The sequence below is a fragment of the Streptomyces hawaiiensis genome, assembly GCF_004803895.1.
Taxonomy (GTDB): Bacteria; Actinomycetota; Actinomycetes; order Streptomycetales; family Streptomycetaceae; genus Streptomyces; species Streptomyces hawaiiensis.
This window is the reverse complement of record NZ_CP021978.1, coordinates 2,039,327-2,053,903: the sequence shown is the minus strand read 5'-3', so window position 1 is coordinate 2,053,903 and position 14,577 is coordinate 2,039,327. Positions and strand designations below refer to the sequence as shown.

The following is a 14,577-nucleotide window of genomic DNA, read 5'->3' as shown; positions in this document are numbered from 1 at the left end:
CTCCACATCCTCCGGAAACGAAACCGGCCCGAGGCACAGGTGGTGCTCGGGCAGGTACATGACGTAGTGGTGCAGGGTGAAGCTATCCCGGCCTCTCGCTGGCCAGCAACGCTTTGCCGAAATGACTTCGGAAAGAACGCCGGGCAGTTGAACCGGTTCTCGTGTGCCGCCGTGACGTTGAACAAGGAGCGCGAGGACACTCGCCTCCGCCCCCGTTCCCAACCGCTTCCGTCATTGCGAGGAGACTCCGTGGCCACCGACGCACCGCCCCCCTCGAAAGAGCAACACAAGCTCCCCTCACCCGAGGAGTTCGTGGAGGTGCAGGAGAGCGCGGAGTTCAGTGAACTGCGCCGCTCCTACCGCTCCTTCGCCTTCCCGCTGACCGTCGGCTTCATCGCCTGGTACCTGCTGTACGTCCTGCTCTCGAACTACGCGGGCGGCTTCATGGGCACCAAGCTGTTCGGCAACATCAACGTCGCCTTCGTCCTCGGCATCGCCCAGTTCGTCACCACGTTCCTCATCGCCTGGTGGTACTCGCGGCACGCCGCCGCGAAGCTCGACCCCAAGGCCGAGGCCATCAAGACCCGGATGGAGAGCGGCGCATGAGCCCCGTACAGCAGACCTTCCTCGCCGCGAACGAGGCCAGCGAGCACCGCCCGCTGATCATCACCCTGTTCGCGCTGTTCGTCCTGGCCACGCTCGGCATCACCATCTGGGCAGGCCGCCAGACCAAGGACGCCGCCGACTTCTACGCGGGCGGCCGCCAGTTCAGCGCCTTCCAGAACGGACTCGCGGTCTCCGGCGACTACATGTCGGCCGCGTCATTCCTCGGCATCGCGGGCGCCATCGCCCTCTTCGGCTACGACGGCTTCCTGTACTCCATCGGCTTCCTGGTCGCCTGGCTGGTCGCCCTGCTCCTGGTGGCAGAGCCGCTGCGCAACTCCGGCCGCTACACCATGGGCGACGTCCTCGCCTACCGCATGCGCCAGCGGCCGGTGCGCACCGCCGCCGGTACGTCCACGATCGTCGTTTCGATCTTCTACCTGCTGGCCCAGATGGCAGGAGCGGGCGTCCTCGTCTCGCTGCTGCTCGGCATCACCTCCGACGCCGGCAAGATCCTCATCGTGGCCCTCGTCGGCCTCCTGATGGTCGTGTACGTCTCCATCGGCGGTATGAAGGGCACCACCTGGGTCCAGATGGTCAAGGCCGTGCTGCTCATCGGCGGCACCATCCTGATCACCTTCCTGGTGCTGCTGAAGTTCAACTTCAACATCTCCGACCTGCTCGGCACGGCCGCCGAGAACAGCGGCAAGGGCGCCGCCTTCCTGGAGCCCGGTCTCCAGTACGGCGCGACCGGCACCTCCAAGCTGGACTTCATCTCCCTGGGCATCGCCCTGGTGCTCGGCACCGCCGGCCTGCCGCACATCCTGATCCGCTTCTACACGGTGCCCGACGCCAAGGCCGCCCGTAAGTCCGTGAACTGGGCGATCGGCATCATCGGCGGCTTCTACCTGATGACCATCGCGCTCGGCTTCGGCGCCGCCGCGCTCATCTCGCAGGAAGAGATCATCGCCTCCAACCCGTCCGGCAACACGGCGGCGCCCCTGCTCGCCCTGCACCTGGGCGGCGTCGACTCCACCTGGGGCGCGATCCTGCTCGCCACGATCTCGGCGGTGGCCTTCGCGACGATCCTCGCCGTCGTCGCCGGCCTCACCCTCGCCTCGTCGTCCTCCTTCGCGCACGACATCTACGCCAACGTCATCCGCAAGGGGAAGGCCTCGGGTGCCGAGGAGGTCCGCGCGGCCCGCTGGGCGACCGTCTTCATCGGTGTCGTCTCCATCGGCCTCGGCGCCCTCGCCCGCGACCTGAACGTCGCCGGCCTGGTCGCCCTCGCCTTCGCTGTCGCCGCCTCGGCCAACCTCCCGACGATCCTCTACAGCCTGTTCTGGAAGCGCTTCACCACCCAGGGCGCGCTGTGGTCGATCTACGGCGGTCTGATCGTCGCCGTCGGCCTGGTGCTGTTCTCGCCCGTCGTCTCCGGCGACCCCAAGGCGATGTTCCCCGAGGTCGACTTCGCCTGGTTCCCGCTGAAGAACCCGGGCGTCATCTCCATCCCCTTCGGCTTCCTCATGGGCTGGCTCGGCACGGTCCTGTCCAAGGAGGAGCCGGACGCCAAGAAGTTCGCGGAGCTGGAGGTCCGGTCCCTGACCGGCACCGGAGCCCACTAGCACGACCCTTTCGACGCGGCCGTGTCGTAGGAACCTCCAGGTCCCTGCGGCGCGGCCGCGTCGTGCGTCGTGTGATCGAGGCCTGTGGAGTTGTCGGTGGGGTCACGTAGGCTCACAGGTGCCGGGGAAACAGTGCTCCGGGCACGATCCGCATCGAGGGAGGGGGCCCACGTGCTCATCGACACCTACGGCCGGGTGGCCACCGACCTGAGGGTCTCGCTGACCGACCGCTGCAACCTGCGCTGTACGTACTGCATGCCCGAGGAGGGCTTGCAGTGGCTCGCCAAGCCGGACCTGCTCACCGACGACGAGATCGTCCGCCTGATAGACATCGCGGTCACGTCCCTCGGGATCGAGGAGGTCCGCTTCACCGGCGGCGAGCCCCTGCTGCGCCCGGGCCTGGTCGGCATAGTGGAGCGGGTCGCCGCCCTGGACCCGCGCCCGCAGATGTCCTTGACCACCAACGGCATCGGCCTCAAGCGCACGGCGGCCGCCCTGAAGGAAGCGGGCCTGGACCGGGTCAACGTCTCCCTCGACACGCTCCGCCCCGACGTCTTCAAGACCCTCACCCGCCGCGACCGCCACAAGGACGTCATCGAGGGCCTGCACGCCGCCCGCGACGCGGGCCTCACGCCGGTCAAGGTCAACTCGGTCCTGATGCCTGGCCTCAACGACGACGAGGCGCCCGACCTGCTGGCCTGGGCCGTGGAGCACGACTACGAGCTGCGCTTCATCGAGCAGATGCCCCTGGACGCCCAGCATGGCTGGAAGCGCGACGGCATGATCACGGCCGGCGACATCCTGGCCTCCCTGCGCACGCGCTTCGAGCTGACCGCCGAGGGCGAGGAGAAGCGCGGCTCGGCCCCGGCGGAGCGCTGGCTCGTGGACGGCGGCCCGCATGTGGTCGGCGTCATCGCCTCCGTCACCCGACCGTTCTGCGCGGCCTGCGACCGCACCCGCCTCACGGCCGACGGCCAGGTGCGCACCTGTCTGTTCGCCCAGGAGGAGACGGATCTGCGCGCCGCCCTGCGCTCGGGCGCCCCGGACGAGGAGATCGCCCGCGTCTGGCGCCTGGCGATGTGGGGCAAGAAGGCGGGAGCGGGCCTCGACGACCCGACGTTCGTGCAGCCGGACCGGCCTATGTCAGCCATCGGGGGCTAGGCCCCCGGGGACTCCCACTCCTTGAGCAGGACCACGTCCTTCAGAAATCCCCGCACCCCGAGGAACTGCGACAGATGCTCGCGATGCTCCTCACAGGCCAGCCACGTCTTGCGCCGCTCCGGCGTATGGATCTTCGGGTTGTTCCACGCCAGGACCCACACGGCCTCGGCTCGGCAGCCCTTCGCGGAACAGATGGGCGTCTCGTCACTCACAGCTTCGTCTCACCACTGCACACAGAAAAGGCGACGCCGAGCAGCCACGGGGGGAGCTGCCCGGCGTCGGTCCGTCGCTCCGACGGGGGATGCGGAGCGCGTACGAAGTATGTCACGGGTCACCCTGAGCACGGCACCGGAACAACATGATTGATCTGAGCTTTTCTTGAGCTTGGCGGGAAGCTGACTTCCCCGCCTGATCACCCGTGATCTCTCCCCGGAGCCCCTACCGCTCGGGCGATTCGGTCCGAGCGCCCGGCACCGGCTCGGACGCGGCATCTTCCGCGACGGATTCCGCCGGCTCGTCATCCGGACCCGGCGGCGCGATCATCGGACGCACCGGCGGCGCCACGAACGTCGACGGCAGAGACGGCGCGTTCTCGCGCCCGGCGTTCGCGACCACCACCGCGATGTATGGCAGCACCAGCCCGAGCACCAACGCCACCATGGCGACGTGCCGTTCGACGTTCCACAGGGTGGCCGCGAGGATCACGGAGATCGTGCGGACCGTCATCGAGATCACGTACCGGCGCTGCCGCCCGCGTACGTCCTCCTGGAGTCCCGTCCGGGCGCCGGTGATCCGGAAAACCTGGACGTTGCCGCCGCCATGCTGCTTCCGCATCGCATTCCACCATCCGCCCGTATCGGACTCTCCCCGCCCCGTAGCCGCCCGCGGCCGGTCGGGGAACCTGACCGGGACAGCTCCCACGTTACGCCGCGGCTGCGCCGGCCACGAGACCGGGTGGCGCACCGTCCGGGCGAACGGACTGCGCCGTGACGCGTACGGCCCGCGTCGGCATGCGGCGTACGGCACCTGGGCCGACACTGGCCGTAGTGCTCACGTCGAGCCGTACGAGGAGGCAGCGATGGGCTGGTTGTGGGCGATCATCGTAGGACTGGTACTCGGCCTGATCGCCAAGGCGATCATTCCGGGCAAGCAACATGTTCCCCTGTGGCTGACCGTCATCCTGGGCATGATCGGCGCCATCGCCGGCAACGCCATCGCCCGGGCGGCCGGCGTCGACGCCACATCGGGTATCGACTGGTGGCGGCACGTCTTCCAGCTGGTGATGGCGGTCATCCTCGTCGGTCTCGGCGACCGGGCCTGGACGGCTGCCAGAGGAGACAAACGCAGGGCATGACGGGGCACACGGCGAAGGGGGCGGCCTCCGGCACCGGAGACCGCCCCCTTCCCCGCGCTCTCAGCCGCCCGTGACCTCGACGGCCGCCAGGTTCTTCTTGCCCCGGCGCAGCACCAGCCAGCGGTCGTGCAGCAGGTCCTCCTTGGCTGGGACGGCGTCCTCACCGGCGACCTTGACGTTGTTCACGTAGGCGCCGCCCTCCTTGACCGTGCGGCGCGCGGCCGACTTGCTGGCCACCAGGCCGACCTCGGCGAACAGGTCCACGGCCGGGCCGAGCTCGGCGACCTGGACATGCGGCACCTCCGACAGGGCCGCGGCCAGCGTCTTCTCGTCGAGCTCCGCCAGCTCGCCCTGCCCGAAGAGCGCCTTGGACGCGGCGATCACGGCGGCCGTCTGGCCGGCGCCGTGCACCAGCGTCGTCAGCTCCTCGGCCAGCGCGCGCTGCGCGGCCCGGGCCTGCGGACGCTCCTCCGTCTGCCGCTCCAGCTCCTCCAGCTCCTCGCGGGAACGGAAGGACAGGATGCGCATGTACCGGGAGATGTCCCGGTCGTCCACGTTCAGCCAGAACTGGTAGAACGCGTACGGCGTCGTCATCTCGGGGTCGAGCCAGACGGCGCCGCCCTCGGTCTTGCCGAACTTGGTGCCGTCCGCCTTGGTCATCAGCGGCGTCGCCAGCGCGTGCGCGGTCGCGTCGGGCTCCAGGCGGTGGATCAGGTCCAGGCCCGCCGTGAGGTTGCCCCACTGGTCGCTGCCGCCCTGCTGCAGCGTGCAGCCGTAGCGCCGGTAGAGCTGGAGGAAGTCCATGCCCTGCAGGAGCTGGTAGCTGAACTCCGTGTAGCTGATGCCCTCGGAGGACTCCAGGCGCCGGGCCACGGAGTCCTTCGTCAGCATCTTGTTGACGCGGAAGTGCTTGCCGATGTCCCGGAGGAACTCGATCGCGGAGAGGTTCTCCGTCCAGTCGAGGTTGTTGACCATGACGGCCGCGTTCTCGCCCTGGAAGTCCAGGAACGGCTCGATCTGGGCGCGCAGCCTGCCGACCCAGCCGGTGACCGTCTCCGGGTCGTTCAGCGTGCGCTCCGCGGTCGGGCGCGGGTCGCCGATCAGGCCCGTGGCACCGCCGACCAGCGCCAGCGGCCGGTGACCGGCCTGCTGGAGCCGGCGCACGGTGAGCACTTGCACCAGGTGCCCCACGTGCAGCGACGGCGCCGTCGGGTCGAAGCCGCAATAGAACGTGACGGGACCGTCCGCGAGCGCCTTGCGCAAAGCGTCCTCGTCAGTGGACAGGGCGAACAGCCCGCGCCACTTCAGCTCGTCGACGATGTCCGTCACGGTTCTCGTATCTCCTCGGGTGGGCTCGTCATCAGGTACGAGGTTATACGCCCTGGCTGACAGAGCTCATATTGAAATCGGGGACGCGCAGCGCGGGCATCGCCGCCCTGGTGAACCAGTCGCTCCACTCCCTGGGCAGCGTCTTCTCGGTCCGCCCCGCCTCCGTGGCCCGGCCGAGCACGCCGACCGGCGACTCGTTGAACCGGAAGTTGTTCACCTCGCCCGTCACCTCGCCGTTCTCCACGAGGTAGACACCGTCCCGGGTCAGGCCCGTCAGCAGCAGCGACGCCGGATCGACCTCGCGGATGTACCACAGGCAGGTCAGCAGCAGCCCGCGCCCGGTGTTCGCGACCATCTCGTCCAGGGACCGGTCCTCACCGCCGTCCAGGACGATGTTGTCGATGCCCGGCGCCACGGGCAGCCCGGTCAGGCCCGCGCTGTGGCGGCTGGTCGTCAGATGCCGCAGCTCGCCCTCGCGCATCCACTCGGTGGCCGTGAGCGGCAGCCCGTTGTCGAACACCGACTGGTCGCCCCCGGAGGAGTGGGCGATCACGAAGGGTGCCGATTCCAGGCCCGGCTCGTTCGGGTCGCTGCGCAGGGTCAGCGGCAGGCCGGTCAGCTTCTCGCCGACCCGCGTGCCCCCGCCCGGCTTGGAGAACACCGTGCGGCCCTCGACCGCGTCCCGGCCCGAGGCCGACCACATCTGGTAGATCAGCAGGTCCGCCACGGCCGTCGGCGGCAGCAGCGTCTCGTAGCGCCCGGCGGGCAGCTTCACGCGCCGCTCGGCCCATCCGAGGCGCACCGCCAGCTCCGCGTCCAGGGCCCCCGGGTCGACGTCCTTGAAGTCCCGCGTGGAACGCCCGGCCCACGCGGACCGGGTCCGGTCCGGCGACTTGGCGTTCAGCTCCAGCGTCCCGTTCGGCTGGTCGTGGCGCAGCCGCAGCCCCGTGGAGGTGCCGACGTACGACGACACCATCTCGTGGTTGGCGAAGCCGTACAGCTCCCGGCCGCCCGCACGCGCGCGTGCGAAGGCCTCGCCGAGCGCCGGAGCGAAGTCGGCGAACACGGCGGAGGAGGTCTCGGCGGGCGCCTCGGTGAACTCCGGCGACCGCTGCACGCCCGTGACCAGCGGCTGCGCGTCCTCGGCGGGTCCGGCGCCGCGCGCGGCAGCCTCGGCGGCCCGCACCAGGGGCTCCAGCTCATCGGGGGTCACGGCGGACCGTGACACGACCCCGGAGGCCGTGCCCTCCTTGCCGTCGACCGTGGCGATCACGGTGAGCGTCCGCCCGCGCGTGACGCCGTTCGTGGTCAGCGCGTTGCCCGCCCAGCGCAGGTTGGCGGTGGACTGCTCGTCGGCGATGACGACACAGCCGTCCGCCCGGGACAGTTCGAGGGCGCGCTCGACGACCTCGTGCGGCTTGCTGGAACGCGCGCTCATCGACCGGCCTCCTGGGTCGTGTTCAGAATGTTGACGCCCTTGAAGAGGGCCGAAGGACAGCCGTGCGAGACGGCCGCGACCTGACCCGGCTGGGCCTTGCCGCAGTTGAAGGCGCCGCCGAGCACATAGGTCTGCGGCCCGCCCACGGCGGACATCGAGCCCCAGAAGTCGGTGGTCGTCGCCTGGTAGGCCACGTCCCGCAGCTGCCCGGCGAGCCGCCCGTTCTCGATGCGGTAGAACCGCTGACCGGTGAACTGGAAGTTGTAGCGCTGCATGTCGATCGACCAGGACCGGTCGCCGACGACGTAGATGCCGCGCTCCACACCCCCGATCAGATCCTCGGTCGACATCCCGGCCGGGTCCGGCCGCAGCGACACATTGGCCATGCGCTGCACCGGCACGTGCCCGGGGGAGTCGGCATAGGCGCAGCCGTTGGACCGCTCGAAGCCGGTCAGCTTCGCGATCCGCCGGTCCAGCTGGTACCCGACGAGCGTGCCGTCCTTGACCAGGTCCCAGGACTGGCCCTCGACGCCCTCGTCGTCGTAGCCGACGGTGGCCAGGCCGTGCTCGGCGGTGCGGTCGCCGGTGACGTTCATCAGCTCCGAGCCGTAGCGCAACTTGCCCAGCTGGTCGAACGTGGCGAACGAGGTGCCGGCGTAGGCGGCCTCGTAGCCGAGCGCGCGGTCGAGCTCGGTGGCGTGCCCGATGGACTCGTGGATGGTCAGCCACAGGTTGGACGGGTCGACGACCAGGTCGTACAGGCCCGGCTCGACGCTCGGCGCGCGCATCTTCTCGGCGAGCAGCTCCGGGATCCGCTCCAGCTCGCCCTCCCAATCCCAGCCGGTGCCCCGCAGGTACTCCCAGCCGCGTCCCACGGGCGGCGCGAGGGTGCGCATCGAGTCGAACTCGCCGCTCGACTCGTCCACCGACACCGCGTTGAACACCGGGTGCAGCCTTACGCGCTGCTGTGTGGTCACGGTCCCGGCGGTGTCGGCGTAGAACTTGTTCTCGTGGACCGTGAGCAGCGAGGAATCGACATGGTCGACCCCGTCGGCCGCCAGCAGCCGTGCGCTCCACTCCGCGATCAGCCCGGCCTTCTCCTCGTCGGGCACGGAGAAGGGGTCGATCTCGTACGACGAGATCCACGTCCTGTCCGCGTGCACCGGCTCGCCGGCCAGCTCCACGCGCTCGTCCGACCCGGCCGCCTTGATCACCTGGGCGGACAGCTTGGCCATCGCCACCGCCTGCCCGGCGACCCGGGCGGCGGCGTCCATGCTGAGGTCGACGCCGGACGCGAATCCCCAGGTGCCGCCGTGCACCACCCGCACCGCGTATCCGAGGTCGGTAGTGTCCGACGACCCGGCGGGCCTTGCGTCCCGGAACCGCCAGGAGGCCCCCCGCACCCGCTCGAACCGGAAGTCCGCGTGCTCGGCGCCCAGCGCACGCGCGCGTGCGAGGGCCGCGTCGGCGAGGGCGCGTAGGGGGAGGGCCGTGAAGGCCTCGTCGATGGTATGAGGCACCGCCGTCTCTTTCTGTCGAGGTGAGCGTGGTTGCCGTGCGTGGTGACTGCTCCGATCATGTCGTCCATCCCGCGCGCGGGCCATGAGTTTGTGGAGCCGGACCCGCGGCTTTCTGTAGGGACCCGACAGCGAGTCCCGTTCGCCACTGTCGGTGCCCGATTGTCCGCGGGCCTGCCCGGACCGATAGGTTTTCGAGGAAGCCGCCTGTCATCACCGCCTGTCGTCCAGGCGGCCGGGCGGGCATCAGACCGCAAACGAAAGGGTGATCCGTTGAGCCGCTCGGTTCTCGTCACCGGAGGCAACCGGGGCATCGGCCTCGCCATCGCCCGCGCTTTCGCCGATGCCGGCGACAAGGTCGCCATCACGTACCGCTCGGGTGAGCCGCCGGCGGCCCTGACGGAACTGGGCTGCCTGGCCGTCAAGTGCGACATCACCGACACCGAGCAGGTGGAGCAGGCCTACAAGGAGATCGAGGAGGCCCACGGCCCCGTCGAGGTCCTCGTCGCCAACGCCGGCATCACCAAGGACCAGCTCCTGATGCGCATGTCCGAGGAGGACTTCACCTCGGTCATCGACACCAACCTCACCGGCACCTTCCGCGTGGTCAAGCGCGCCAACCGCGGCATGCTGCGCGCCAAGAAGGGCCGCGTGGTGCTCATCTCGTCGGTCGTCGGCCTGTACGGCGGTCCCGGCCAGGCGAACTACGCCGCCTCCAAAGCCGCCCTGGTCGGCTTCGCGCGCTCCCTCGCCCGTGAGCTGGGCTCGCGCAACCTCACCTTCAACGTCGTCGCGCCCGGCTTCGTCGACACCGACATGACCAAGGCGCTCACCGAAGAGCAGCGCGAGAACATCGTGAAGCAGGTCCCGCTCGGCCGGTACGCCCAGCCGGAGGAGATCGCCGCGACGGTGCGGTTCCTCGCCTCCGACGACGCCTCGTACATCACTGGAGCCGTCATTCCCGTTGACGGCGGACTGGGAATGGGTCACTGATCACCATGAGCGGAATCCTCGAGGGCAAGCGCATCCTGATCACCGGGGTGCTGACGGAGTCCTCCATCGCCTTCCACACCGCCAAGCTGGCCCAGGAGCAGGGCGCCGAGATCATCCTGACCGCGTTCCCGCGGCCCACGCTGACCGAGCGCATCGCCAAGAAGCTGCCCAAGCCCACCAAGGTCATCGAACTCGACGTCACCAACGACGAGCACCTCGGCCGGCTCGCCGACATCGTGGCCGAGGAGCTCGGCGGCCTCGACGGCGTCGTCCACTCCATCGGCTTCGCCCCGCAGGACGCCCTCGGCGGCAACTTCCTCAACACGCCGTTCGAGTCGGTCGCCACGGCCATGCACGTCTCGGCGTACTCCCTGAAGTCGCTCACCATGGCCTGCCTGCCGCTGATGCAGAACGGCGGCTCCGTCGTCGGTCTGACCTTCGACGCGCAGTTCGCCTGGCCGCAGTACGACTGGATGGGCCCGGCCAAGGCCGCCCTGGAGGCGACCAGCCGCTACATGGCCCGCGACCTGGGCAAGCAGAACATCCGCTGCAACCTGGTCTCGGCCGGTCCGCTCGGCTCCATGGCCGCCAAGTCCATCCCGGGCTTCGGCGAGCTCGCCTCCGTGTGGGACTCCCGCGCCCCGCTGGAGTGGGACCTGAAGGACCCCGAGCCGGCCGGCCGCGGCGTCGTCGCCCTGCTGAGCGACTGGTTCCCGAAGACCACCGGCGAGATCATCCACGTCGACGGCGGCCTGCACGCCATCGGCGCCTGATCTCGGTACGTCCGCGACGCCCCGTTTCCCGCAGCGCACGGGGAGCGGGGCGTCACCCGTTCGGCTCAGCCGGCCGGGCGGGACAGGCCCGCAACTGGGCACTCTGGAGTACGCGTTCACCACCCGAGCCCCTCCCCAGCACGGCCGAGGAGGTCCCCTTGTGCGCTTGCCCCGCCGAACGGCCTCAGTGTCCCTCGCCGTCGCCCTCGTACTGACCGTGGCGTACGAGGCGGTGCCCCACGCGCGCGTGCCCGCCGACGACCACGACTCCGCCGATCCCTTCGGCGCCGCCTGCCGGATCCGCGTGACCGGCTCCAAGGTGAGCGCGTACTGCCACAACCCCTACCCGGAGACCGACCGTGTCAGCCTGCACGTGGAGTGCGCCCGCTGGTGGGACATCGACACCGACAGCTCACCGGTCGAGGCCGGGCCCGCGCAGACCGTGCGGCTGACGGGACGGTGCTGGAAAGAGGTCGGCGACGTGTGGATCAGTCACCGGCGGGAGAGCTGATCCCGCCCAGCCGGCACAGGAACGGGTAGCGGGCGGCCTCCGCCGCGGCCGCGTCCGCCTCGCCCGCGCGGATCGCATCGAGCAGCCGCCCGTGGTCCATGTACGTCTCCGGGGTCAGCTTCTCGCCGACGTCCTCGCGCAGCCAGTCCCGCAGCACCTCGCCCAGGTCCGCGTACATCGCGGTCATCACGTCGTTGTGCGAGGCGGACACGACGGCCAGGTGGAAGGTGGCGTCCGCGGTCACGAACGCCTCCTTGTCGCCCGACTCCCAGGTCTCCTCGCGCCGCAGCAGCAGCGCGTCGAGCTGCTTGAGGTCCTTGTCCGTACGCCGCTCGGCGGCCAGCCGGGCGGCGGCCGACTCCAGCGTGGAGCGCAGCTCGGCGATGTGCCGGGGGTCGGCCTCGGCGAACCGCCGCTGCATCACGCCCGCCAGCTCGCTCGTCGCCACCACGTACGTGCCGGAACCCTGGCGGATGTCCAGCAGGCCGTTGTGCGACAAGGCGCGGACGGCCTCACGGACCGTGTTGCGGGCGACGCCCAGCTGCTCGACCAGTTCCGGCTCGGTCGGGATGCGGGAGCCGACCGGCCACTCGCCCGAGGTGATCTGGGCCCGCAGGGCGGCGATGACCTGCTCGGAGAGCGCCGAACGGCGGGGATGGCTCAGGGGCATGGCTCACCTTCGCACGGCCGGGGCACCCGGGGGCAGCCGACGACTGGACAGTCAATCATCCCATGATTCTATGATGGGTCTCATGCCTAGCGAGGAAACCCGCACGATGACGCCCCCGACCGTACGCAGCCCGGCCGCGCACGACGCCGGGAAAGAGGGCGGCGCGTCCGGGCGCGCGTGGACGATGCGACTGCTCGTCCTCGGCATCGTGCTGTCCGCGCTGAATCTCCGCCCCGCCATCACCAGCCTCGGCGCCCTCCTGGAGGAGGTCCGCGACGGGCTCGGCATGAGCGGCAGCGTGGCCGGGCTGCTCACCTCCGTGCCGCCGCTGTGCTTCGCCGTCTTCGGCGTCATGGCCCCGCGGCTCGCCCGCCGCTTCGGGGCGGGCGCCGTGGTGTGCGCCGGCATGGTCGCCATCGCCACCGGCCTGCTGGTGCGCCCCTACGCCGGCGGCACGGCCGGCTTCCTGGCCGGCAGCGCCCTGGCCCTCATGGGCATCGCGGTCAGCAACGTCCTGATGCCGGTCATCGTCAAGCACTGGTTCCCCGACCGCGTGGGTTCCATGACCGGCCTGTACTCGATGGCCCTCGCCCTCGGCACGGCCCTCGCGGCCGCCGTGACGGTGCCCCTCACCGACGCCCTCGGCGGCAGCTGGCAGACGGGCCTGGCCCTGTGGGCGGGGCTCGCCGTGGCGGCCGTCGTGCCGTGGCTGCCCTTCGTCCGGGGACGCGCGACGCCGCCCGGGGCGGGGGAGAAGGCCACGGAGGTTGCGACGCCCACGCAGGGCTCGGCCCCGGCCTCGACGGAGCACGCGCGCGTGGAGGCGCCTCGGCTGCGGATGTCCCGGAGCCGCACCGCCTGGGCGCTCGCCGTCTTCTTCGGACTCCAGGCCACCGCCGCCTACATCACCATGGGCTGGATGGCGCAGATCTTCCGGGACGCCGGTGTGCCCGCCGGCACGGCGGGACTGCTCCTGGCGGTCACCATGGTGATGGGCGTGCCCCTGGCCTTCGTCATACCGCGCCTGGCCACCCGGCTGCCCCACCAGGGCCCGATCGTGCTCGCCCTGGGCGTCTGCGGCCTCGCCGGCTACGCCGGGCTGTACCTCGCACCCGCCGCCGGCGCCTGGGTCTGGGCCGTGCTGCTCGGCGTCGCCAACTGCGCCTTCCCGCTCGCCCTGACCATGGTCGGCATGCGGGCCAGGACCGGCCCGGGCGTGGCCCAGCTGTCGGCGTTCGCGCAGAGCACCGGGTACCTGATCTCCATCCCCGGACCGCTCCTGGTCGGCATCCTCTACCAGCACAGCGGCGGATGGGGCCTGCCGATCGCGCTGATGAGCGCCCTGATGATCCCGCAGATGGTTGTGGGCTTCCTGGCCGGCCGCGACCGCACGGTGGAGGACGAGGCGGCCCGCTGAGCCACGCCCGCGGGGCCGCGGAGTCACCCCGGGGCGCCGGGCGGGCACGGGGGGTGGGAGACTTGCCCCATGCCAGTGCTCGACCCGAATCCCCAGCACGGTCAGAAGAAGATGCTGCTCGTGTTCGGAGCGTTCTTCGCGATCTTCATCGTCATCGCCGTCATCGCGACCCTCGCCTCGCCATGACCGGCGCACACGCGGCCCATGGTGGGGTTAGCCCCCCTGTCCCCTAGGGGGTGAGGGTCAGGGTCAAGTGGGTGGATCACCGGATGGGGCGGCAGCTGCGGATTCCGTAGCTTCGAGTGTGTGACCGCGAGACGGTCACCGACCACTCGAAGAGCGGAGGCACTCATGTCGGCCCCTACGCACACCCGGCCCCACCCGGCGACCCGGGCCGGCGCGGCCGGCCGGCTGCCCTGGTGGGCTCTCGCCCTGCCCGTGCTCGCCTTCACCGCACTGCTCACCCTGATCCTGAACCCGTCCGACGCGCACGCGGCCACCGGCGACCCGGCGATCGCCCACCTCTTCGAGCGCGTGGAGCAGCTGATAGCCCGCTGATCACGGCCGAAGCCGGTGGTCAACTCCCTGCGCCCCGTGGCGTGTTTCATGCGAAGCTGGATCTCATGAGCGTCGCAGAACCCCGCAGGATTGTCCTCTTCCGCCATGCGAAAGCCGACTGGCCACAGATGACCGATCACGAGCGTCCGCTCGCCGACCGGGGCCGAATGGACGCGGCGGAGGCCGGGCGCAGGCTGACCGACACCGGAATCGCCTTCGACCTGGCCCTGTGCTCCACCGCGGTCCGGACCCGGGAGACCTGGAAGCTCGCCGTCCAGGAGTTCCCGCAGCGGCCGAAAACCGTCTACGAGGAGCGGATCTACGAGGCCTCGCCGGGCGAGCTGATCGCCCTGCTCAACGAGACCCCCGACGACGTGCGGAACGTCCTCATGATCGGGCACAACCCGGGCATCCAGGGCCTCGCCGACGTCCTGGCCGGCTCGGGCGAGGACGACGCCCGGGAGCGGATGACCCGCCGCGGGTTCCCGGCCTCCGCCTTCGCGGTGCTGTCGTTCGGCGGCACGTGGAAGAGCCTGGAGCCGGGCGCGGCCTCGTTGCGGGACTACTGGGCGCCGGCCGAGTGACGACCCACGCGTGACAGGGGCCCGGCGCCGGCGCGGTGCCGGGC

17 protein-coding genes are annotated in these 14,577 nt (G+C 70.5%); 11 read left to right on the top strand and 6 right to left on the bottom strand.

Going from position 1 to position 14,577, the window contains the following annotated elements:
* The first annotated feature begins 249 nt into the window (after positions 1 to 249).
* The 3 genes from CEB94_RS09485 to moaA all read left to right on the top strand — a co-directional run bounded on the left by CEB94_RS09485 (position 250) and on the right by moaA (position 3,389).
* On the top strand, positions 250 to 606 hold the full coding sequence (locus CEB94_RS09485; protein ID WP_175431750.1) for a DUF485 domain-containing protein: 357 nt from the start codon (positions 250 to 252) through the stop codon (positions 604 to 606).
* Positions 603 to 2,228 (top strand): solute symporter family protein, encoded by a 1,626-nt coding sequence (locus CEB94_RS09480; protein WP_175431749.1) that lies wholly within the window; start codon positions 603 to 605, stop codon positions 2,226 to 2,228. The genes CEB94_RS09485 and CEB94_RS09480 overlap by 4 nt, the downstream gene beginning before the upstream one ends.
* Before the next feature lie 171 nt (positions 2,229 to 2,399).
* Positions 2,400 to 3,389: a GTP 3',8-cyclase MoaA gene (gene moaA / locus CEB94_RS09475; protein WP_218945898.1), complete on the top strand. Its 990-nt coding sequence runs from the start codon at positions 2,400 to 2,402 to the stop codon at positions 3,387 to 3,389.
* On the opposite strand, the gene CEB94_RS09470 is transcribed toward moaA, so the two are convergent.
* Positions 3,386 to 3,601, bottom strand: a complete 216-nt coding sequence (locus tag CEB94_RS09470; protein WP_175431747.1) for a hypothetical protein — start codon at positions 3,599 to 3,601, stop codon at positions 3,386 to 3,388. The genes moaA and CEB94_RS09470 overlap by 4 nt on opposite strands.
* A 226-nt stretch (positions 3,602 to 3,827) precedes the next feature.
* The gene (locus tag CEB94_RS09465) at positions 3,828 to 4,223 is read right to left on the bottom strand and encodes a DUF3099 domain-containing protein (RefSeq protein ID WP_175431746.1); all 396 of its coding nucleotides are present in this window, start codon (positions 4,221 to 4,223) and stop codon (positions 3,828 to 3,830) included.
* Positions 4,224 to 4,467: 244 nt separating this feature from the next.
* On the opposite strand from CEB94_RS09465, the gene CEB94_RS09460 reads away from it, so the two are divergent.
* The gene (locus tag CEB94_RS09460; protein ID WP_175431745.1) at positions 4,468 to 4,743 is read left to right on the top strand and encodes a GlsB/YeaQ/YmgE family stress response membrane protein; all 276 of its coding nucleotides are present in this window, start codon (positions 4,468 to 4,470) and stop codon (positions 4,741 to 4,743) included.
* Between the two features lie 60 nt (positions 4,744 to 4,803).
* Here CEB94_RS09460 and tyrS read toward each other — a convergent pair whose 3' ends face one another.
* The 3 genes from tyrS to CEB94_RS09445 are packed head-to-tail and all read right to left on the bottom strand — an operon-like array spanning position 4,804 to position 9,030.
* The gene (gene tyrS / locus CEB94_RS09455; RefSeq protein WP_175431744.1) at positions 4,804 to 6,072 is read right to left on the bottom strand and encodes a tyrosine--tRNA ligase; all 1,269 of its coding nucleotides are present in this window, start codon (positions 6,070 to 6,072) and stop codon (positions 4,804 to 4,806) included.
* A 43-nt stretch (positions 6,073 to 6,115) separates the two neighbouring features.
* Complete coding sequence (locus CEB94_RS09450; protein ID WP_175431743.1) at positions 6,116 to 7,510, bottom strand: metallopeptidase TldD-related protein; 1,395 nt, start codon at positions 7,508 to 7,510, stop codon at positions 6,116 to 6,118.
* On the bottom strand, positions 7,507 to 9,030 hold the full coding sequence (locus CEB94_RS09445) for a TldD/PmbA family protein (RefSeq protein ID WP_175431742.1): 1,524 nt from the start codon (positions 9,028 to 9,030) through the stop codon (positions 7,507 to 7,509). Before CEB94_RS09445 ends, CEB94_RS09450 begins: the two co-directional genes overlap by 4 nt.
* Positions 9,031 to 9,300: 270 nt before the next feature.
* On the opposite strand from CEB94_RS09445, the gene fabG reads away from it, so the two are divergent.
* The 3 genes from fabG to CEB94_RS09430 all read left to right on the top strand — a co-directional run bounded on the left by fabG (position 9,301) and on the right by CEB94_RS09430 (position 11,304).
* A complete protein-coding gene (gene fabG, locus CEB94_RS09440; RefSeq protein WP_175431741.1) occupies positions 9,301 to 10,020 on the top strand; it encodes a 3-oxoacyl-[acyl-carrier-protein] reductase in 720 nt (239 codons plus the stop codon).
* 5 nt (positions 10,021 to 10,025) lie between these two features.
* Positions 10,026 to 10,793 (top strand): enoyl-ACP reductase FabI, encoded by a 768-nt coding sequence (fabI, locus tag CEB94_RS09435; protein WP_175431740.1) that lies wholly within the window; start codon positions 10,026 to 10,028, stop codon positions 10,791 to 10,793.
* Between the two features lie 160 nt (positions 10,794 to 10,953).
* Positions 10,954 to 11,304, top strand: a complete 351-nt coding sequence (locus CEB94_RS09430) for a hypothetical protein (RefSeq protein ID WP_175431739.1) — start codon at positions 10,954 to 10,956, stop codon at positions 11,302 to 11,304.
* Here the strand turns inward: CEB94_RS09430 and CEB94_RS09425 are convergent.
* Positions 11,282 to 11,974 (bottom strand): FadR/GntR family transcriptional regulator, encoded by a 693-nt coding sequence (locus CEB94_RS09425; RefSeq protein ID WP_175431738.1) that lies wholly within the window; start codon positions 11,972 to 11,974, stop codon positions 11,282 to 11,284. The genes CEB94_RS09430 and CEB94_RS09425 overlap by 23 nt on opposite strands.
* Positions 11,975 to 12,044: 70 nt before the next feature.
* On the opposite strand from CEB94_RS09425, the gene CEB94_RS09420 reads away from it, so the two are divergent.
* From CEB94_RS09420 to CEB94_RS09410, 4 genes are all read left to right on the top strand, one after another.
* Entirely contained in the window at positions 12,045 to 13,391 is a 1,347-nt protein-coding gene (locus CEB94_RS09420) for a CynX/NimT family MFS transporter (protein WP_175431737.1), read from the top strand.
* A gap of 69 nt (positions 13,392 to 13,460) precedes the next feature.
* Entirely contained in the window at positions 13,461 to 13,577 is a 117-nt protein-coding gene (locus tag CEB94_RS41680) for an SGM_5486 family transporter-associated protein (protein ID WP_104779641.1), read from the top strand.
* Positions 13,578 to 13,742: 165 nt separating this feature from the next.
* On the top strand, positions 13,743 to 13,949 hold the full coding sequence (locus tag CEB94_RS09415) for a hypothetical protein (protein ID WP_175431736.1): 207 nt from the start codon (positions 13,743 to 13,745) through the stop codon (positions 13,947 to 13,949).
* Positions 13,950 to 14,014: 65 nt separating this feature from the next.
* Positions 14,015 to 14,533, top strand: a complete 519-nt coding sequence (locus CEB94_RS09410) for a SixA phosphatase family protein (RefSeq protein WP_175431735.1) — start codon at positions 14,015 to 14,017, stop codon at positions 14,531 to 14,533.
* Positions 14,534 to 14,577 lie beyond the last annotated feature (44 nt).